Below are 19,457 nucleotides of genomic sequence, written 5' to 3' on the forward strand. Positions count from 1 at the left end.
TGCACGCTGAAGGCGGAGGTTTTTATTAACAATCAGAAAGTTGTAGCTTCCTTACTATAGCAATGCTTTTGGAGCCATCTCTAGGAACGTAGCTGTCGGGTTCTTATCCATCGCTGTCCGCATAGCATATTCATTCTCGAACAATACGACAAAATTGCCCTTCTTATCTGTAACGAGCGTAGAGTTAATACGGAACTTACTCGCATCCGGTTTAGCCTCATCTACGATCCAACGCGCGAACTGGTATGGCATACGCTGCAACTGAACATCCACACCATATTCACCCTTCATGCGGTACTCGAACACTTCAAACTGCAGCTGTCCAACTACACCGAGCAGAATATCGTCAAAGTTAACCGTACGGAATACTTGAATCATACCCTCTTCAGTCAGCTGATCGACACCCTTTTGGAACTGCTTCGATTTCAAAGCATTTTTAATACTCACTTTAGCAAAAATCTCTGGTGAGAATGTTGGCAGCTCATCGAATTCCAAATCTCCGGCCTGACTCAGTGTATCTCCAATTCTAAAAATACCTGGATCAAACAACCCGATAATATCTCCCGGATAAGCTTCCTCTACGATATCACGGTCTTGCGCTAAGAATTGTTGCGGCTGGGCCAGCTTAATGTCCTTACCCGCACGTACATGCTTCACGCTCATACCTCGTTCGAACTTCCCGGACACAATACGCAGGAAAGCAATCCGGTCACGGTGAGCCGGGTTCATATTGGCTTGGATTTTGAACACATAGCCTGTAAACTTCTCGTTCATTGGTTCTACCAAACCTGTAGTACTACGGCGTGGTTCAGGCTTCGGTGCCAGATCCAAGAAATTATCGAGGAAAGTCTGTACGCCGAAATTATTGATCGCACTACCAAAGAACACAGGTGTGAGTTCACCACTTAGTACTTTTTCATAGTCAAAAGCATCGCCTGCTACATCCAGCAGCTCCAGATCCTGACACAGTTGATCATGCAGATATTCTCCCGCCATTTCACGAATGATTGGATCACGATATCCGTCAACCTTTTGTACCTTGATTACGGAGTGATCGTCACCTTGGAACAGCTCCACCTGATTCTTCATCCGGTCATATACACCGCATAGCTCACGTCCACTACCAATCGGCCAGTTCATAGGCACAGAGCGAATACCCAGTACCTGCTCCAGCTCTTCCATTAGATCAAACGGACTGCGTCCTTCACGGTCCAGCTTATTGATAAAAGTAAAGATCGGAATCCCACGTTTAGCACATACCTGAAACAGCTTGGTCGTTTGGGTTTCCACACCTTTTGCCACGTCGATAAGCATGACCGCACTATCCGCTGCTGTTAGTGTACGGTAGGTGTCCTCACTAAAGTCTTGGTGACCCGGTGTATCCAAAATATTCACGCGGTGATTCAAATAATCAAACTGCATCACAGAGGAAGTAACAGAAATCCCCCGTTGCTTTTCAATTTCCATCCAGTCACTCGTTGCATGCTTGTTCGCCTTACGGGCCTTAACCGTTCCCGCCAGACGGATAGCACCACCGAATAACAGTAGTTTTTCCGTTAAAGTTGTTTTACCCGCATCCGGGTGGGAAATGATCGCAAAGGTTCTGCGTCTGTCCACTTCCTTTTGCAGCTTCTGATCTATTGCTTTGTTCATTACACATATCCCTTCATATATAAAATTCCTGCTTCTGCTTCAATTACACTGGGGTTATCTTCAAATCGGTGCTCTGCTCATCGTTCATACCCCTTCATTTCTGAATGAATAGCTATCTTAGGTCTAGCTCCAGTCCGCTTCAAGTGAAAGCATCCTCTAAAGTATATCAAAATCCGGCAGACATTATCTACTAAAAAGCTTTTGCAGCAAAATATCTCCCAAATCAGGTCTATATCCTGTTCACCAGTTCCCATAGTTCAAGAAGAAAAACGCCTGACTGCGTCCTTATTGCACTTATTCCCTAATAACAAGCCCATTCCCGGGTGATTCAGGGCAGATAACAGCGCTAGCTCGTTTACGTTACCGGAGGCACACTGTATTCGATTTTTCGCATACATTTGGCTCGATTACGTTACTGGCGGCACATTGTATTCGGTTTTTCGCATACAATCGGCTCGTTTACATTACCGGCGACACATTGTATTCGGTTTTTCGCATACAATCGGCTCGTTTACGTTACCGGCGGCACATTATATTCGGTTTTTCGCATACATTCGGCTCGTTTACGTTACTGGCGGCACATTGTATTAGGTTTTTCGCATACATTTGTCCGTAAGCTCGACTAAAACATGCATTTTGGAGGATAATGTCCGTTCGGTCGTCCCAAAGAGGTGTATGTTAATTGAAAACAGGGCTCCCCATGACCCCCCGTTGAATATAGGCCCTTCCCTTGATTTCGTTTCACATTTCTCCGCAGTCTCTTATAGTAAAATAGTTGTATTTCCTACACTTATAAGAAGTATTAGCATTTCCAATCGCCTTTAGTTGTATTTGATGCAATTAAAAATTCAATGTGCTAGCTTTTCGGCCTTATGCGGAGAAAATAGTTGCAGAGAATACACTTAAAAGACTAATTTCCACCCAATATGTGATTTTAATTGTACAAAGTGCAGTTATTTAAAAAATGCTCCTGTCGCCCGAGCGGCATTTGGAGCCAGAGTGGCCTTGGGAGGCTGAGTGACCTTGTTGGCCCAAGCGACCTGGGGAGGCTGAGTGTTCTCTAATCTCAGCATTACAAAAAATCTCCCTGCATCCTCTGCAGGGAGATAGCATTAACGCAAAGTTTAGTTATTCTTCAGCCATACTACATTATCTTCTTCCTGACCGTTTACCGGCCACCAATGGAAGCCATCCTGAGCAAGCAATTGATCCGCTTCAACCGGACCCCAAGTGCCAGCAGGATAAGCAGATAGATCACTCGACTCTTCCTTCCAAGCCTTCGCAATACGATCCACGAACGACCATGCCGACGATACCTCATCCCAACGAGTGAAATAAGTGGAATCTCCACGTGCCGCGTCATGCAGCAAGCGCTCGTAAGCTTCCGGGGAATTGATTCCAACCAAGCAGCTCTGACAGAAGTCCATAGCTAGTGGTTGAATTTCAGACTCGGAACCCGGCTTCTTGGCATTAATCTTTACATAAATGCCTTCCATAGGGTTCACACGGATAACAAGCAGGTTAGGCTCCAGCGTATGCTTTTGTCCCAAATAAACATTGGTTGGCATTCCCTTGAACTCAACTACCACTTCCGTTGTCTTCACCGGTAGACGTTTACCTGTACGAATATAGAAAGGAACTCCAGCCCAGCGGAAGTTATCTACAAACACACGGGCAGCAAAATACGTCTCAGTACTCGATTCAGGATCAACCTTATCTTCCTGACGATAAGCAGGAAGGGTCTTTCCATTATGCAAGCCTTGAATATACTGTGCTCTCACGACGTTCTCACGAACTTCGTCAGATGTACCATAAGGACGAAGTGAACGAAGTACCTTCACCTTCTCGTCACGAATATCTTCTGCAAGCAGACGGCTTGGTGGTTCCATTGCGATCATAGTCAGCAGTTGCAATATATGATTCTGGCCCATATCCCGTAACGCTCCAGCATGGTCATAATAACCACCACGCTCTTCAACACCTACGGTTTCGCCAAGTGTAATTTGAATATTGGCAATATGCTTGTTATTCCAAAGCGGCTCGAAAAAAGCGTTGGCAAAACGGATGACTTCGATATTCTGAACCATTTCTTTACCAAGATAATGATCGATCCGGTAAATCTCCTCTTCCATGAACACCTCACGGATCTGCTCGTTCAGCTGCTCAGCTGACTCCAGATTATATCCAAAAGGCTTCTCGATGACGAGGCGATTCCAACCTGTGCTATCCAGCATGCCGCCAGCCTTAAGGTTGAACGAGACACTGCCGAACAATTCAGGTGCCAGCGCAAGATAGAACATCCGATTGCCCGGAATTCTAAACTTCTCTTCAAGGGCTTCTGTTTGAGCTCTTAATTCACGGAAGCCATCAATATTGTTGATGTCCAGAGATTTGTATTCAAAATGCTGTACAAACTCATTCCATTCGCTCTCTTCTCCCGCTTTATAACGGCAGAATTCAAGGATGGATTCCTTCACATCACTTCTAAATTCTTCCTGAGTACGCGGGCGCCGCGCCACGCCAATTACCGCAAAATCATGTGCCAGCTTACCTTCACGGTACAAGCTGTAAATCGCCGGGAAAAGCTTACGCCGGGCTAAATCTCCGGTTGCCCCAAAGATAAAAAAGACAGCACCGGGTGTGTGCAGTGCATCAAGGGTTTGATTTTCAGCCATGGCTCCTCATCTTTCTGTATGTAATATAGTTTATTGACATTCTCAGCGTCGAGAAAACGACGTTATGTCATTTTAGCATATTCCTAAAAAGGATGCTATCACATTCCTGACAAATACTCTCGGGATTTCGCAAATTTCAATTAAAATTTCTTATTACTATTTTACTTCATCTTATTAAACTATCTATATTGACGAAGTGTTTGTCACTTTATCCATTAATATAAGTGAATCGTTTTGTTTCTCAAGCTGTGCAGACGAACCACCTATACCAATTAGTTACTTTCATTCAGGAATATTCTGCAAATCATCCGGGAACGTTAAAAGAAAAAAATTCGAAAGTCGAGCGCCCTTTAATGACTAACAAAACTCAGATCTCATTCACTACTGTAGATCAAAATGCCGATTACATCGAAGCAGCCTTGTTCTATACAGATGATCTCAAAAAAAGAACAATATCCTTTAACGGATCTAAAGGAATTCTCTTTTATCTGGAGTCCGTGGCAGACACAGAACTGATTGAGCGGAATGTGATTGCTCCCATTGACAATAACAAAGACAAAGAGCTTTCCAAGCTATTTACAACGCTCAGCTTCGGTATGGAAACAGAACTAACCAACGGCATTCAGGGACTTATTAACGGCGGATGCCTCTACTTTGTAGAAGGACTATCTGAATTTTATATCTTCTCCACTCCTGCCAAGCACGAACGAACCATAACCGAACCTTTAAATGAAGCAGTTATTCGGGGGCCGCATAACGGTTTTATTGAAGATATGACGGTTAACTTATACCAGATTCGTAAACAAATCACCACTCCAAACCTTACTATTCGCTACTTCACTCTTGGGAAAATCGCTCCCAAAAAGGTAGCCTTAGTCTATATGGAGAACCTTGCCAATCCTGAATTGGTAAAAAAAGTAGAGTCTAGAATTAAAAAAATCACTCTTGATTCGGTGCTCTCCACCGGCTTTATTCAGGAATTAACGGAGGATAATTCGTACTCTATATTTCCGCAACATATCAATACAGAGCGTCCAGACCTTACCTCCTTCTACTTGCTGAAAGGATACGTCACAATCCTGCTGGATGGAGATCCCACAGCTCTGATTGTACCTGCCAGCTTCTTTACCTTCTATCAGACGCCGGATGACTATAGCAATCGATGGCTTATTGCCTCCTTTGTCCGCTTTATCCGTCTAATTGGTTTTATAACAGCATTTCAACTGCCCGCGCTCTATATTGCCACCGTTTCTTATCACTCCAGTGTCCTTCCCTTGCAATTGTTTTTTACGATTCAAGGTTCACTGACCCGGATCCCATTTCCTCCGTTGGTTGAAGCAATGCTGCTTGAACTCATATTCGAATTGCTGCGGGAGGCGGGGCTCCGTCTGCCCAGCCGTGTAGGTCAAACCATTGGGATTGTAGGCGGTTTGGTCATCGGGGATGCCATTGTTAAAGCTGGATTGGTCTCTTACACAATGATCATCGTTGTTGCATTGACTGCCATATCATCCTTTCTCATCCCTTCCAACGAGATGAGCTCCGCGATCCGATTTATGCGGTTTCCACTTATGGTTGCGGCCTCTTTGTTCGGATATATTGGGATATCATTTGGGTTGACACTTATTTTTGTACATTTGTGTAAGCTTGAATCTTTTGGACAACCTTACCTTACACCGCTAAGCCCGATAAATATTCAAGGCTTGAAAGACACCTTTTTGCGCCTTCCGATTTGGTCCATCCGCAAGAATACAAGCAAATCAGGGGCAGAAGAAGAATAATCATTTAATCTGAACTGACAGGAGTTACAACAATGACTCAAAAAGAAAAAATGATAACAAGGGGGCAGCTTTTTTGTTTTATGGTTCAAGCCCAAATTGGGGTTGGCATTCTGTCTCTTCCCTTCAAGCTTAACGAAGTGGCCCAGGGTGGAGGAGCACTCTCTGTTTTGATTGCGGGCATCATTACCCAACTTGCCATCTTTCTTCTATGGGTTCTGCTGAAAAATTTTCCCGGACTCAACTTATTTTCTATATGCTTAAAGCTCGGAGGTCCAATTATCGGCAGGATACTTATAATTGCTTACATCGGTTATTTTATTCTGCTAGGCTCCAATATTATGTTCAGTGCGGTAGAGGTTCTGCAGAGGTGGATGCTGCAATCCACGCCAAGATGGACAATATTAGCCCTTTTCTCGATCATGACTATCTATTTGGCAAGGGAAAAGCTTACAGTATTGGCCAGATTCTTTACACTGGCAACAGTTCTCTTTGTCCCGCTTATCCTATTTGTCAGCTACGGTTTAACTCAAGCCCATCTGGAATTTATGCTCCCCCTTTTGGAGAACGGGTTCTGGAATATCATGAAGGGAGTACAGGATTCAACTATATCTATGTATGGTTTCGAAATGATTCTGATCGTCTATCCGCTTTCCGAAGGTACAAATAAACAAAGATTAATAACCATTAGTTTAGCCAGTGGGTTTGTAACCCTGCTCTATGTCTTCGTGGTCTCTACCTGTCTAATGGTATTTAACTCCGAGCAAATCAAAATGATACCCGAGCCCGTCATCTACTTAGTAAAATCTCTTAACTTTTATATCGTGGACCGTGCAGATATCTTGTTTCTGCCGATCTGGGCCGTTACGCTTGTTTGTTCTATTGTTAGCTACTGCTACGCAGCATCCATTGGACTCAGTGTTTTATTTAGTCGAAAAAGCCATAAACGTTTTACTCCTTTTGTAAAAATCATTTCATTTATGATTGCACTTGCACCTGTAACTCCTGCTGGTGCTCATCTTTTTGATACAGTTACAACCTATGCAGCCTATGTGTTTATTGCCGGATTTTCGATGGTATTGCTGATGATTTCCCTATTTATGAAGAGAAAGTCAGGTGGTTCTGCATGAAGTTTGATATGAAATTCAAGTCACATGTACTTTTAATTACCCTTATTTCCATCTGCCTTACTGGATGTTGGGACCGGGAATATTTGAAAGACCTGCATCTGGCTTATTGTGCAGCAATTGATTATACAGAGAATGGAGAGGTCAAAGAAACCATCGAATTAATCATTCCGCCCGATATTGAGCAAAGCGCTACCAAGAACGAAATCCATTCGAGTTTCGGACCGACCGTGCGCAATGCGAGCGATCAATTGCGAAATAAAGTCAGGGGAAACATTAGATTTATTAAATATGGCTTTGAGCTTATGGGAAGGACTACGGCTGAGAAAGGCCTGTACCCTATTCTGGATGTGAATTACAGGGATCCGAGCAATCCAACATCCAACGTTCGGCTAATTATTACGGAAGGTGAAGCTTCCCAAATTCTTGAACAAAAAAAGGTTGGGGAATTACAGATCGGTGAATTCCTTAAGCAAAAGATCGATAGTCTGGAAGAAATGAGTATTTTTCCAAAAGAAACGGCAGATACCGTGTTCCGCTCCCTGATGGATCCAGGGCATGACTTTGCTCTTCCATATCTAGGCAGAGATGGGAGCGAAATAATCACGAAAGGGGTAGCTCTCTTTCATGACCAGAATTACAGCGGAATGTTGAACCCCGATCAGTCAATCATGATGGTTCTGCTGATGGGAAAACAGGGGAAAAATGCCCGCTTCACTAAGAAACTTGATTTGGGACATTCCGATGATATTCGGAATTTCATTACTATTAATGTGGGTTCAAAAAAAATAAAGCGGCAATTCAAGGTAACCATTGCTGATGATGAAAGCATTGATGTGAATTTGGGCTTGGAGCTGCAAGCCGTCGTAGAAGAGTTTACAGATGTACTCGACGAGAAAGAACTTAAAAAAGTCAGTCAAGATCTTTCGGATTTGCTTACAAAGGAAGCCAAGACAGTTGTTAATGAAATCCAAAAGGCAAACTGTGATATCTTTGGTGTAGGAAGAAAACTTATTGCTTATCATCACAATGTCTGGAGCAACAAAAATTGGTCTGAGGATTACCGGAAAGTAAAATTCCATACCAAGGTTGATGTTAAAATTGTAAGTACGGGCATTCTACAATAGATCCTTGATTGGTCTTTTTCAATATTCTATTGTTATTAATGGTAATCCAATCGTAACGCGGCTGCTGCCCTCTTTTGCATCCTGATGAATAGCTGCCTGTAGGACTACCTCGTGGTTTCCGCTGATTACGGAATGCAACAATGCCGATGTACTATAAGTATGGCTGGCTGTTGTTTCGTCTTCGTAGCTTTCCTGTACTTTAAGATCGGGCAGCTGTGCGTACATATTCTGCTCCGTTAACAGTAGAGCCTTCTGAGGGTGCTCCTGCTCCTTCGCAGCCCCCTGAAGCGAGGTATTCCATTCCGCTGTGATGCCGATCTTCTGTAGTTTCGCGCCAGCTTCTTCTGCTTCAGCTTGCAGATCCGGAGCATTTAACAAATCGGGTGTCTCCAGGGTTACAATCACATAACTACGTCCGTTTCCAAGCTCACTCCAGAACATGGTGGTTTGAAAACCGGCTTTGTCGGCAGCCGAACGATAAGTAAGATGTTCACCCTCGTCTTCCCGGCTTGCTTCTCCCAACCCAAGATCATCGGATAGGTTAGTTGCAGTGAGGCCAGCCTCTAGACCATCACCATTGAATTCTCCCTGCCATTTTAAAACTAATCGAAGAGGGGAGCCGGGTACTGTAACACTTTTACCAAGGGAGGTCAGGAGAGGAAGTGACTTCTTCAATTGGGCGATCTGGCTGATCTCTTTTTCACCTTCGCCCCGAAAACCTGCCAAAAGTAACGCAGTACAGCATAGAATCAATACCAGCAACATTCCTTTAATACCACTTTTTCGGCCTGCACCGTGTCTCTTTCCCTTACTTTCTTCCACATACCCCACAATCCAACACCCTCTCAATCCTGTCTATTAATCTACTAAACAGGATGTCCGCTTTACAAGATTTTATACGGAGACAAGTATTTTCATATACTCGTGCACACAAAAAAACCAGCCCTTCTTACTCTGGCCAGTTCTTGTACTCACACCAATTGGGATATCCAATTATTCAGCTAGTCCATTTTTATATGCATAAATTGCTGCTTGGGTCCGGTCTTCCACACCCAGCTTCGCGAGAATATTCGTTACATGAAATTTCACAGTCTTGATCCCAATAATTAGTTGGTCCGCGATATCCTGATTCGATTTACCTTGCGCCAGCAGACGTAATACTTCCATCTCGCGCTCCGTAAGCTCTTTATATGCAGGGGATTCACCCTTTGCATTGTTTCGAAAACGATTCATCATTTTAGAGGCGACCTGTGACTCCAGTACAGACTGGCCCCTTGCCGCAGCGCGTATGGCATCTGCCACTTCACTAGCTCGTGAGGTCTTTAGTAGATAACTGAACGCACCTGCTTCAATCACCGGATACATTTTTTCATCATCCAGATAGCTTGTCAACACAATAACTTTGATTTCGGGATACTGCTTCATTAAGTGTTTGGTCGTTTCAATCCCATCCATCCCATCCATTACGAGATCCATCAGGACTACATCCGGATTGTACTCTTGTGCCAGGCGGATACCTTCTTCCCCACTTCCAGCTTCCCCTACGACTTCAATTCCGTCTTCAGTACCTAGAACAGCAGCTAGTCCGATCCGCACCATTTCATGATCATCTACAAGCAATACCTTAATGGCTTCCTCCATCTCCATGGTCACTCTTTCCTCCTATTATTCATTGACTAACGGAACGGTAATTTCAATCCGCATTCCTTTACCCGGAGCGGTAATAAACTGAATGGAACCTCCGATTTCATTCATCCGCTCCTGCATATTCGACAAACCGTAGGAAGTTTGTTTACTATCATCCAATTCAAAACCAATCCCATCATCACGGAGCGTCAAACGAACTGTATCTCCTCGCCGATGCAGCCTGATTTCCATCTTTTCTGCTTTCGCATGACGAAGCGTATTGGAGATTGCCTCCTGCACAATACGGAATAAGTGATTCTCTACCCCTTTTAGCAATTGTACATCAGGGTCCATCTCGAACACGATTTCAATCGGAACCTTAACCTTAAGTTCCTTGATCAACTCCTGCAGCCCCTGCTCTAATCCCTTACCTTCCAAATAAACAGGTCTTAAATGAAGCAATAGTGCTCTCATCTCTGATTGGGCTACAGCAGACATTTCTTCGATAAGTGCAATTTGCCGTTGCGCCTTGTCAAAATCCTTCTCCAGCGTCCGGCCTACAGCCGTGGCGGTCATAGAGATCGCGAACAACTGCTGTGAGACTGCATCATGCAATTCACGCGCAAGCCGCTGGCGCTCTTCCATAATAGCAGATACTCGTGCTTGCTCCGCGAGCTTCGCGTTATTTGTAGACAATCGCTGCAGTGTTGTCACTTGGTTTTCCCATTTTCCACTAATTCGGCCTAATTGTTCTCCGAGCCTTCCCAGCTCATCGTCACCCAAGTCAGGCATAGATAGCGTTAAGTTTCCCTTCTCCCACAATACGAGAGTTTCTCTCAGGCGTTCCAACTTTCGCTTTACTCGGAAGCTCTGATAGAAACCAAAGCCAACCCCGAACCCCATGGGCAGCAGAATTAGAGTAAATGCCGTGCGTAATCCAATCATCCAGCTTTCAAAAGGCTTTAAATAGCCATATGTATACATGGTGTACAATATCACAAGCAGCATGACAAAAGAGAACAGAGCCCCCTCACCCATACTGCGTGACATCATATTTTTGTTCTTTTTATCCATCCGGGGACCCTCCCTTCTGTATCAAACTAATCAGGATAATCGCACATCCAAATCTCCCATCAAATAAGACACACTAAACTTCACCTTATATTCACTGCTCTCATAGTTAGGGGACTTCCAATTCAGACGGTTTAGCATACCAGTATCGCGCCCATTACCGAATTCAATCGATCCAAAAAGCACAAAGGCTTCTATTTCTACACCATAATCATCTGACAATTGAATGTCCATATCACCAAAGATTCCTTGAAACAGCATAACCGTTTCCTTTTGCTCCGCCATAGCCAGTGAAAGATCAAGATCGGCCTCTCCAAGGATATGCCATGAGCTGAGGCTATGCATCACCCAGGGTGAGCGATCCCAGTCAAATCTAGACGAAAAGTTTTGCTTCTGCATAAACCCTTCCTTACGCTGAACTCTTTTGGATTTAGTAAAAAACATCCCCAATGAAATCAAACAAATCCCCAGCACGAGCACTAAATGATCCAGCAAAAGTAATATAGCGCCAATCCCGAGCAGCTTATAACCCTGCTTCACTTTTCCTGACGTCGTGCGGTAGACCCCTAGGAACAGGAATAGAAGCGCGACAATGGAGAAAAAGCCGAGCCATCTACCAAAAATCATCATGCAGCCAACACCGATCAGTCCGATGGCAATCAAACGGTTTCGTTTATCCATTTCGCACCTCCCAAAAGTTTTGCGTAGCAAAACTAACTTCGTAAGCAAAACTACAACCATCAATATATTATAGCCAGCCGCTACAAAAGCCATATCGGTATGGAGATCCATACCGTATGGCTTCTTCTTGTCCAGCATATCATATCTACTTAAGTTTTAGGAACAGGATTTATTCTTCTTTTTTGTTTAAAGAAGGAGCAGCCGGTGTATCATTCAGCTTGCTTCTCAGTGCAGCCAGTTGCTCATCCACTTTCAGTTGCTTCTCAACATCGACTGGTTTTGTGTAGGCAGCGGATGGGCTGTAAGGTGCCCGCATTACATCTGCTTCTGCTTCAAGCTGCATAATCTTCTCTTCCATCCGGTGGAATCCGAGTGACGCACTGCCACTTTCGATGGAATGTACGCTGCTGATTTGCGTCATTTGTTTCTTCGCTTTAGCCATTTGAGCACGGGATACGAGCTCGTTACGCTTGTTGCGCAGCTTGTAGAATTCATCCTTCATATCATGCAGCTGCCCAACCAATTCCTTCGCTTGCACTTCAGCTTGAGCATGAAGATCGCTGTATTCCACTTGTTTTTGATCGAAGTAGATTTTTTCTTCCAACAGCTTGCGAGTCACTTCTTCTTGGCCATTTTTCAGTGCCAATTCAGCTTGTGCTCCACGTTGTGCGGACATTTTTGCTGCTTCTTCCACGCGTTGTTTCATGCGGCGTTCATTCGCCATTTGCTTGGCAACTGTAACTTCTGCTTCGTGGATTTCAGCCTCCATATCGCGCAGATATTGGTTAAGCATTACGATTGGGTCCTCTACCTTATCCAACAAGTCATTTACCGACGCCTTAGTCATATCTTTAATTCTTTGAAATACTCCCATGATTTACAATTCCCCTTTCTCATATTTAGACAGTTTTTGTTTGAGTTCTTCTACTTCTTTTTGCAAAGCCTTCTTCTCGATATCCTTCATCATCGCATCCAAACCGGAATCCGGAGCTGAATATGCGTTGTTCTTCTCAAAATTAGGATTGTAGTTAGGTTGGCGTCCATAAGGTCCATGTCCGCCATTAGCATGCGGTCCGTGTCCATGTTCCGGTCTACCTGAGTAAGGACCATCGAATGGGCCACCCGGTGCACCAGGGCCTGGTCCGAAAGGATTATAATGCGTAGGCTCCTTCGGAATGACCAGCGCTGCAATGAAGTACACTGGAATCACGGCACCTCCTGTAAACGGAATGCTGACCAGTAACAGAATCCGGAATAGCGTGGAATCAATACCGAGTGTCTCAGATAATCCACCTGCAAGACCCGTCATCACTTTATCTCTAGTTGAACGATATAATCGACTCATAGCGCTACTCCTTTCCACCATTGTTCAGTTTCTCCTTTAAGCGAGCCATTTCTCTTTCGAGTACGGTTGCTACAGTCTCACCTGCTTGCACCGCATATTCCTGTCCCATGCGACGCACATCGCGCAAGCTCTTCGCTTCTAATTCCCAATCTGACATCCGATCTTCCAGACGTCCGAACATTTTGGGAACATCGCCGCCGTTACCATAAGCACTTGCTCTTTGGTTCATACGTTGCTGCAGTCTCAGCGACTCCATACGTGCTGCGTAATACTGACGTTTGCTATAAACTGTCTGATACTCTATTTTCAGCTCATTCAGCTGAGCTTCAAGTTCAAACAAGGATTGCTTACTTTGTTCAAATAGCCCGCTATACTGCTCCAACTTTTCCTCATGAATGATCTTTTCTTGCAAAGCCAGCTTTGCCAGATGATCTTCGCCCGCTTTTAGTGCGAGTAGCGCCTGTTCCTCACGTTTATTTCTCATGGCAGTCGCTTGGTTCACTTGCTGCTGCAATTGCTTCGTATGGGAAGCGTATTGCTGATACAGCCTTTCAGCTTCACTGATTTCCTCGCGAGTTGAATGCAGAAATTGATCAATTAGCTTCACAGGATCTTGGCTTTGCTCTAGACGTTCATTTAGATTAGCTACTGTAATATCCCTCATGCGACGAAAAACACTCATAATCTCTTGCTCCCTCCCTGCTTCTTGTTTAAGTACAATCCTTCTTAATAAGTACCATTTCTTCTACCCTTTAAAGCTGACACTCCCCATACGATCAACGCTACACCCAGAAGGGGTCCGATGATCCAGGAAAGCTTCGCGATCAGGGACATGACACCAATGAACATTAGTACCCAACCGATGATCTTGCGTCCACTCTTAATTCCGTAGTACCCGAGAACAACCAGCAATACTGGAAACAGTAGTCGGAAAACTCCGTGAATCAGAGGAAGCGCTAAACCGAGCAACATTATTGCACCAATCGCAATCAACACTACCGCTAATCCGTTTCCTTGTCTTCTTTGCATTATTTTCTCACCGCCTTTCGTTGTCCTTAACCTTATAGCCTTATTCTAGAGCAATTCGCAGACTTTCAAAACAGACCAACGACGGTTTTTGGTACTGGACCTTAGTCGAGGTAGCTGTGCGACTGCAGACCACTATAGGGCTAGCAAAGCACTTTTCCTCCATGAAATAGCGACTTTAATGAGAAAAACCCCCAATTTAGGGGGCTAAGCTTCGAGTACATTCAGAATCAGCGTAACGGCAAAAATATAGAAAAAACACTTCCTTTACTTAACTCCGATCTCACTTTTATATATCCACCCTGCTCGGTCACAATTTTACGGGCTAAATAAAGGCCTATACCAACACCTTCTGTTCCATTACAACCCGCTCCTCGGTAAAATCGTTTGAAAATGTCATTCATCTCAGTGACAGGAATTCCTATTCCACCATCAGCAATATCAATCCTTGCAAAAAGATCATATCTGCGAATCGTAATTCTAACACTGCAGGACCCGAGCGTATATTTCAGAGCATTATCGATGATGTTATAGATAGCTTCTCCCGTCCACTTGGGATCATGTTGCAGCGTAATCTCCTGATCCATTTCCAGTAAGATCTCTATATTCTTTTGCTCGGCTGCTGGAAATGCCTGTTTGATGGCTGACAGCACAGTATTCTCAAGATTATGCTTCTCCGCAGCATGAAGCTCTATAATACCGGATTCGAGCCGTGATAACTTGATCAGATTCTCCATAAGCCAAGACAGCTTCTCAATCTGACTACCCATATGGCGGGTAAATTCACTGCGTGTTTCAGCGGGGAGCCCTTCATCCATAAGAAGACTGTTATACATCCCTAAATTGGCTAAAGGGGTCTTCAGTTGATGAGAGATATCAGAGATCAATGTTTTGACTTCTTGACTCTCTTCACGGTAGCGCTGCTTCTGCGAAGACAACAGCTCAGATAATTGAATAACCTGATGCTGTAATTTAGAGAGGAGTGTATCCTTCTGTACCGGGAACATCTGAGTCATTTGTCCATTGATAAGATCTTGAATCAATCCCGACAATGAAGATAGCGTGTTTAGCATTTCTTTACGAAGCGCGAGCACAAAACTTATAAACAGCAGAGCCATCACGCTAATAAACACCACGCATCCAATAACTACATGCTTCTCAGGCTTATAATAGATAAGCATAGATACAAACAACACAACGACTACTGCCAAAAGGGTGAACGAGCTCCAAATAATTTTTCTAAAAGGGTTCTTCATCCTTACTCTCCCCATGTGTAGCCAATACCGAATACAGTTTTAATGTATTGACAATCTTTAGGATCATCCTCAATTTTGGCCCGTAACCTACGAATATTTACGCTTAGCGTATTCTCATCCACGAAATTACCTTCTATATCCCATAGCTTCTCCAGCATTAACCTCCGAGTTAGAACCTGACCGCTATTCTCGGTTAAGATAGCAAGGAGACGATGCTCATTGGTGGTTAGTTTTATCTCTTGTCCATATTTGTAAACCTTCATTTTGACTGAGTTAATTGTAATATCCTTGTATTGAAACAGCTCTGAGCCCCCATCAGTGCCTGTTCGTCGAAGAACAGCCTTAACACGCTGCAAAAGTACGACCATGCTAAATGGCTTCGCAATATAATCATCAGCTCCTAGCCCAAATCCAGCTACCATATCCTGCTCAGTATCGTTGGCAGTTAGAAATATAACCGGAATGGAACTCGTTCGCCGAATTTCCTGGCACAGTGCAAGACCACTCCCATCTGGGAGGTTAATGTCCAAAAGGACCAGACTGATGGTCTGATCCTGAATTCTAGAAGCCGCCTCCTGAAAAGAATAGGCCTGAATAATATTATAGTTTTCTTTTGCAAGCATGAACTTCAGCCCCTCGTTTAAGAGACGGTCATCCTCTACAATTAGAATGGTTGTCATTAAACTCACCTCTATACTTATCATTGTAACAAGCAGAGGAAGGCTACGCTGTTAATTAATTAGCTCTATTCCATTTGCCGCAGACGTTCCACAATGCTGTCCTTTTTGATTTGCTTATAAGCAATAAGCGGAACACTCAGGCAAACCGCAAAAACGAGTACAATTGCAATAGAAAGCGGAAGGGTTGGGAAGCTAAACACAGCATAAGTAGCTTCTTGGCTAAACAGGCTATAAGCACCGTAACTGATTAATGTGCCTATTGTTGAGATTAGCAGTGTCGATATGATCGCATAACCTGCCCCTTCAAACAGCAACAGCTTTCTCATCTGCTTAGAGGTCATCCCGATGCTCTCCATCACTGCGAACTCCAGCTTCCGAGCTACAACCCCTGTATACATAATATTAACGTAATTCAAAATTCCAATCAGCGCTAGAATGAGCGCAATTCCGCCACCCATAATGTAAAAGGTTAGCTTAGCCGATTCCATGAACTTTTCCATATACAGCTTCGACTCCAGCTTCAGCTCACCATCTCCGCCGATGAGTCCTTCCAATTGATCGGTAATCGGCTTCCAGTCTTTTGGGTCTGCATTAATATATACTTTACTTATAAGTGGGTCATTCATGAGTTTCTCCATAGCAGTATGGCTAATGTATACATTCGGAGCTACAAAGTGTGACGACCCTAGAGAGCTGAAATCAGCAAGCCCTCCAATTTCGAAAGATTGTGCTGCATCGCTATTTATAGGACTAATTTGAAAGTTATCTCCAATCTTAATACCACCGAGACTAAAATTGTCCAGCAAGGCAATCTCACCCTTTTCAAAACGTTCCATATCCACAGTGATTCCTAATTTTTCTTCCATCTTCTTGACCTGATCTAAATCTACCCCAACAACATCGGCCATTGAGAACATGCTTTGAGGCTCAGCCAATTGTTCGTCGGTAGGGCGATCTGTGTGATATGATTTTGCGAATTCATCCACATACTTACTGAACACCTCAGGATCATACTTGATCTGACCTATCCCAGTATAAGCTTTGAAGACCTCTTTTACTCCCTTTATATCCTGAATTTCCTTGATCATATCCCCTGTAATCTTGGCTTTCTCTTCCCCCTCAAATCCAAAGGACATCGTTTGATTGGACAGCGTGAAATCGTTATCCATGTATTCAGCAATAAAATGATCTGTACTCATACTAAGCACAAGTGTATTGATCACCAGAAAAGTTGTCAGTCCCAGAAATAAAGAGAGAAATACAACCATCGCCCGTTTTTTCACTCTAAAAATATTACGCCAAGCCAGTCGGTGCAGCTTAGATCCGCCAGTTCCCCGCTTCGTCTTAGCTTTAATCATCGTCCCTGTATATCTCACCGCTTCTATTGGAGAAACTTTGCCAGCGATAGAGGCAGGTTTGATAGCGCTAAACATGGTGGTCAACCAAGCAAACAACGCAGCTCCAATAAAGATTAACGGGTGAAAAGAAATCACCACGCCCGTATCCAAATCCATTGTACTCATAGCCAGCGGCACCATTACGAAGGAAGTCACAGCTCCTGCGGCAAGTCCCAGTGGTATAGCGATAAGTGCTAACCGTGAAGCCTGTGCCCTAACTATTTTTTTAATCTGCCGTTGTGTAGTTCCTAGCGTTCTAAGCAGACCGTAGAACCTTGTATCCCGTGAGACAGAAATATAAAGCACATTATAAATCAATAAATATCCGCTCAACATAACAAATAATATAATTCCAGCGTAACCAATCAAAGTTGCTGTTCTATCCGAAGAGGTAGACGATTGGTTAGAGACAGGTTCAAGCTTTTGATTTTTTCCCAAAGGAATATCCTGTTGCAAACGTGAGATAAGTACATCCGTATTTTTCTCATTAAATAGAATAGTGGCATTTTTGGGATTCTTAAGATCTACGCCATGAGCTGTAGCAAAAGCCCCCGATACCAGCATAGCTCCAGAATTTCCGGTTCGAACATGACTGTAATCGGTAAACCATCCACTTAGTATGAAATTGCTACTTTGCTGAGATTTCACCCCATCGCGGGTAACAGAGTAAGTTAACGGCAAGCTCATACCAATCTGTGGATCATCCATCCCCATTGACTGTAATATCCATAAAGGAACGGCGATTTCATTTTCCTTATCTGGATAAGTTCCCTTTAGACCATCGATCACTGGCTTACGCATCTCTGTCCATTCTGTAGAGTCATACCAGAGCAGAGCTAAATTAAGATCTCCAATTTCTGGCGTATTGATCACATTACCTACTCTGGACTGAAGTCCGATGGTCTTAATATAGGTGAGTTCCTTTAACTTGTTCATTTGTTGTTCTGACGGGGAGGTTAAGTAGACATCCGCCATGGTTCCGTTTATTTTCAATTGCTGCATTTCGAAGGTCTTATAGTTGCTCAGTCCAATACTAAAAAAAGAAGTAATGAGCCAGGTAGTAAGCACGATGGCCAGAATCACAAAACGATTTCGGGTCCGATTGGCTTTCAGGCTTCTGCTCGTCAGCTTTTTAACAACGGGCTTATTACTGTTTGGAAACATCATCACAATGCCCCTCCAGTAATTTTACCGTCCTCTATCCGGATGGTCCGGTCTGCAAGCTGAGCAATCTCTTCATTATGAGTAATCATTAGAATCGTCTGATTAAACTGTCTGCTTGTTACTTTGAGTAATCCAATGACCTCCTGGCTAGTGATGCTGTCCAAGTTCCCTGTAGGTTCATCTGCTAGGATAATGGAAGGTTTAGCTGCCAAGGCCCGTGCGATGGCTACCCTTTGCTGCTGACCGCCTGAAAGCTGACCAGGGAGGTTGTCCAATTTTTGCGAAAGACCTAACGTATTCACAATATGATCCACGAAATCCTTGTCTATTTTGTTTCCATCCAGCTCTATGGGCAACACAATATTCTCGTATACATTAAGAATCGGCACTAGATTATAGTTCTGAAACACAAATCCGATCTTTCTTCTTCTAAATACCGTCAACTCATCATCCTTCATCCCAAAAATATTTTTACCATCTATGATCACCTGACCCTCTGTCGCCCGATCAAGCCCGCCTAGCATATGTAAGAGCGTTGATTTGCCACTTCCTGAAGTCCCGACAATCGCTATAAATTCACCGTTGTGTACCTCTACGTTAATACCATCCAGTGCCTTGACCAGGTTAGTACCCTTACCGTAATGTTTTGTGAGATTAATTGCGCTGAGTACAGACATATTTCCCATCTCCATTCCGCTTTGTTATTCTACAACCCATTATATAGAGCAGTTCTTACATTCTAGTGACACACCAAAATATCCCCACAAAGTGGGGCCTCCCGATACATACTTTCTGATATGTAAAAAAAGACTTGCCCATAATGGACAAGTCTCGTTGAATTACTAATCTAA

17 protein-coding genes are annotated in these 19,457 nt (G+C 43.7%); 3 read left to right on the forward strand and 14 right to left on the reverse strand.

The window, feature by feature from the left end; translation table 11 throughout:
• Positions 1 to 54: 54 nt before the first annotated feature.
• Both PAENI_RS09385 and zwf read right to left on the reverse strand, forming a co-directional pair.
• Positions 55 to 1,653, reverse strand: coding sequence for a peptide chain release factor 3 (locus PAENI_RS09385; protein WP_042191749.1), 1,599 nt, complete (start codon positions 1,651 to 1,653; stop codon positions 55 to 57).
• Between the two features lie 1,124 nt (positions 1,654 to 2,777).
• Positions 2,778 to 4,328, reverse strand: coding sequence for a glucose-6-phosphate dehydrogenase (gene zwf, locus PAENI_RS09390; protein WP_149645058.1), 1,551 nt, complete (start codon positions 4,326 to 4,328; stop codon positions 2,778 to 2,780).
• 353 nt (positions 4,329 to 4,681) lie between these two features.
• On the opposite strand from zwf, the gene PAENI_RS09395 reads away from it, so the two are divergent.
• The 3 genes from PAENI_RS09395 to PAENI_RS09405 are packed head-to-tail and all read left to right on the forward strand — an operon-like array spanning position 4,682 to position 8,360.
• A complete protein-coding gene (locus PAENI_RS09395) occupies positions 4,682 to 6,109 on the forward strand; it encodes a spore germination protein (RefSeq protein WP_149645059.1) in 1,428 nt (475 codons plus the stop codon).
• Positions 6,110 to 6,141: 32 nt separating this feature from the next.
• A complete protein-coding gene (locus PAENI_RS09400; RefSeq protein WP_149645060.1) occupies positions 6,142 to 7,236 on the forward strand; it encodes a GerAB/ArcD/ProY family transporter in 1,095 nt (364 codons plus the stop codon).
• The gene (locus PAENI_RS09405; protein WP_149645061.1) at positions 7,233 to 8,360 is read left to right on the forward strand and encodes a Ger(x)C family spore germination protein; all 1,128 of its coding nucleotides are present in this window, start codon (positions 7,233 to 7,235) and stop codon (positions 8,358 to 8,360) included. Before PAENI_RS09400 ends, PAENI_RS09405 begins: the two co-directional genes overlap by 4 nt.
• Before the next feature lie 18 nt (positions 8,361 to 8,378).
• Here PAENI_RS09405 and PAENI_RS09410 read toward each other — a convergent pair whose 3' ends face one another.
• The 12 genes from PAENI_RS09410 to PAENI_RS09465 form a co-directional block, all read right to left on the reverse strand.
• On the reverse strand, positions 8,379 to 9,191 hold the full coding sequence (locus PAENI_RS09410; protein ID WP_149645062.1) for a YwmB family TATA-box binding protein: 813 nt from the start codon (positions 9,189 to 9,191) through the stop codon (positions 8,379 to 8,381).
• A gap of 162 nt (positions 9,192 to 9,353) precedes the next feature.
• Positions 9,354 to 10,007 (reverse strand): response regulator, encoded by a 654-nt coding sequence (locus PAENI_RS09415; RefSeq protein ID WP_179085807.1) that lies wholly within the window; start codon positions 10,005 to 10,007, stop codon positions 9,354 to 9,356.
• 18 nt (positions 10,008 to 10,025) lie between these two features.
• On the reverse strand, positions 10,026 to 11,060 hold the full coding sequence (locus PAENI_RS09420; RefSeq protein ID WP_042191761.1) for a sensor histidine kinase: 1,035 nt from the start codon (positions 11,058 to 11,060) through the stop codon (positions 10,026 to 10,028).
• A 30-nt stretch (positions 11,061 to 11,090) separates the two neighbouring features.
• Positions 11,091 to 11,738, reverse strand: coding sequence for a cell wall-active antibiotics response protein LiaF (gene liaF, locus PAENI_RS09425; RefSeq protein ID WP_042191763.1), 648 nt, complete (start codon positions 11,736 to 11,738; stop codon positions 11,091 to 11,093).
• Between the two features lie 169 nt (positions 11,739 to 11,907).
• Positions 11,908 to 12,612, reverse strand: coding sequence for a PspA/IM30 family protein (locus PAENI_RS09430; protein WP_149645063.1), 705 nt, complete (start codon positions 12,610 to 12,612; stop codon positions 11,908 to 11,910).
• Between the two features lie 3 nt (positions 12,613 to 12,615).
• A complete protein-coding gene (locus tag PAENI_RS09435; RefSeq protein ID WP_042194525.1) occupies positions 12,616 to 13,083 on the reverse strand; it encodes a PspC domain-containing protein in 468 nt (155 codons plus the stop codon).
• 4 nt (positions 13,084 to 13,087) lie between these two features.
• Positions 13,088 to 13,765, reverse strand: coding sequence for a PspA/IM30 family protein (locus PAENI_RS09440; RefSeq protein ID WP_149645064.1), 678 nt, complete (start codon positions 13,763 to 13,765; stop codon positions 13,088 to 13,090).
• Positions 13,766 to 13,809: 44 nt separating this feature from the next.
• Positions 13,810 to 14,112 (reverse strand): LiaF transmembrane domain-containing protein, encoded by a 303-nt coding sequence (locus PAENI_RS09445; protein ID WP_149645065.1) that lies wholly within the window; start codon positions 14,110 to 14,112, stop codon positions 13,810 to 13,812.
• Between the two features lie 227 nt (positions 14,113 to 14,339).
• Entirely contained in the window at positions 14,340 to 15,365 is a 1,026-nt protein-coding gene (locus PAENI_RS09450) for a sensor histidine kinase (RefSeq protein WP_188114515.1), read from the reverse strand.
• 2 nt (positions 15,366 to 15,367) lie between these two features.
• Positions 15,368 to 16,045, reverse strand: a complete 678-nt coding sequence (locus PAENI_RS09455) for a response regulator transcription factor (protein ID WP_149645067.1) — start codon at positions 16,043 to 16,045, stop codon at positions 15,368 to 15,370.
• A 65-nt stretch (positions 16,046 to 16,110) separates the two neighbouring features.
• The gene (locus tag PAENI_RS09460; protein ID WP_149645068.1) at positions 16,111 to 18,609 is read right to left on the reverse strand and encodes an ABC transporter permease; all 2,499 of its coding nucleotides are present in this window, start codon (positions 18,607 to 18,609) and stop codon (positions 16,111 to 16,113) included.
• Positions 18,609 to 19,283 carry an ABC transporter ATP-binding protein gene (locus PAENI_RS09465; RefSeq protein ID WP_042191775.1) on the reverse strand — a complete coding sequence of 225 codons (675 nt, stop codon included), beginning with the start codon at positions 19,281 to 19,283 and terminating at the stop codon, positions 18,609 to 18,611. Before PAENI_RS09465 ends, PAENI_RS09460 begins: the two co-directional genes overlap by 1 nt.
• Positions 19,284 to 19,457: the final 174 nt, after the last annotated feature.

The organism is Paenibacillus sp. B2(2019) (assembly GCF_008370385.1).
Lineage (GTDB): Bacteria > Bacillota > Bacilli > Paenibacillales > Paenibacillaceae > Paenibacillus_AQ.

Excerpts from the sequence above, each read along its gene's own strand:
- PAENI_RS09385 (WP_042191749.1), bottom strand. The coding sequence starts at position 1,653 with ATGAACAAAGCAATAGATCAGAAGCTGCAAAAGGAAGTGGACAGACGC.
- zwf (WP_149645058.1), bottom strand. The coding sequence starts at position 4,328 with ATGGCTGAAAATCAAACCCTTGATGCACTGCACACACCCGGTGCTGTC.
- PAENI_RS09395 (WP_149645059.1), top strand. The coding sequence starts at position 4,682 with ATGACTAACAAAACTCAGATCTCATTCACTACTGTAGATCAAAATGCC.
- PAENI_RS09400 (WP_149645060.1), top strand. The coding sequence starts at position 6,142 with ATGACTCAAAAAGAAAAAATGATAACAAGGGGGCAGCTTTTTTGTTTT.
- PAENI_RS09405 (WP_149645061.1), top strand. The coding sequence starts at position 7,233 with ATGAAGTTTGATATGAAATTCAAGTCACATGTACTTTTAATTACCCTT.
- PAENI_RS09415 (WP_179085807.1), bottom strand. The coding sequence starts at position 10,007 with ATGGAGATGGAGGAAGCCATTAAGGTATTGCTTGTAGATGATCATGAA.
- PAENI_RS09420 (WP_042191761.1), bottom strand. The coding sequence starts at position 11,060 with ATGGATAAAAAGAACAAAAATATGATGTCACGCAGTATGGGTGAGGGG.
- liaF (WP_042191763.1), bottom strand. The coding sequence starts at position 11,738 with ATGGATAAACGAAACCGTTTGATTGCCATCGGACTGATCGGTGTTGGC.
- PAENI_RS09430 (WP_149645063.1), bottom strand. The coding sequence starts at position 12,612 with ATGGGAGTATTTCAAAGAATTAAAGATATGACTAAGGCGTCGGTAAAT.
- PAENI_RS09435 (WP_042194525.1), bottom strand. The coding sequence starts at position 13,083 with ATGAGTCGATTATATCGTTCAACTAGAGATAAAGTGATGACGGGTCTT.
- PAENI_RS09440 (WP_149645064.1), bottom strand. The coding sequence starts at position 13,765 with ATGAGTGTTTTTCGTCGCATGAGGGATATTACAGTAGCTAATCTAAAT.
- PAENI_RS09445 (WP_149645065.1), bottom strand. The coding sequence starts at position 14,112 with ATGCAAAGAAGACAAGGAAACGGATTAGCGGTAGTGTTGATTGCGATT.
- PAENI_RS09450 (WP_188114515.1), bottom strand. The coding sequence starts at position 15,365 with ATGAAGAACCCTTTTAGAAAAATTATTTGGAGCTCGTTCACCCTTTTG.
- PAENI_RS09455 (WP_149645067.1), bottom strand. The coding sequence starts at position 16,045 with ATGACAACCATTCTAATTGTAGAGGATGACCGTCTCTTAAACGAGGGG.
- PAENI_RS09460 (WP_149645068.1), bottom strand. The coding sequence starts at position 18,609 with ATGATGTTTCCAAACAGTAATAAGCCCGTTGTTAAAAAGCTGACGAGC.
- PAENI_RS09465 (WP_042191775.1), bottom strand. The coding sequence starts at position 19,283 with ATGTCTGTACTCAGCGCAATTAATCTCACAAAACATTACGGTAAGGGT.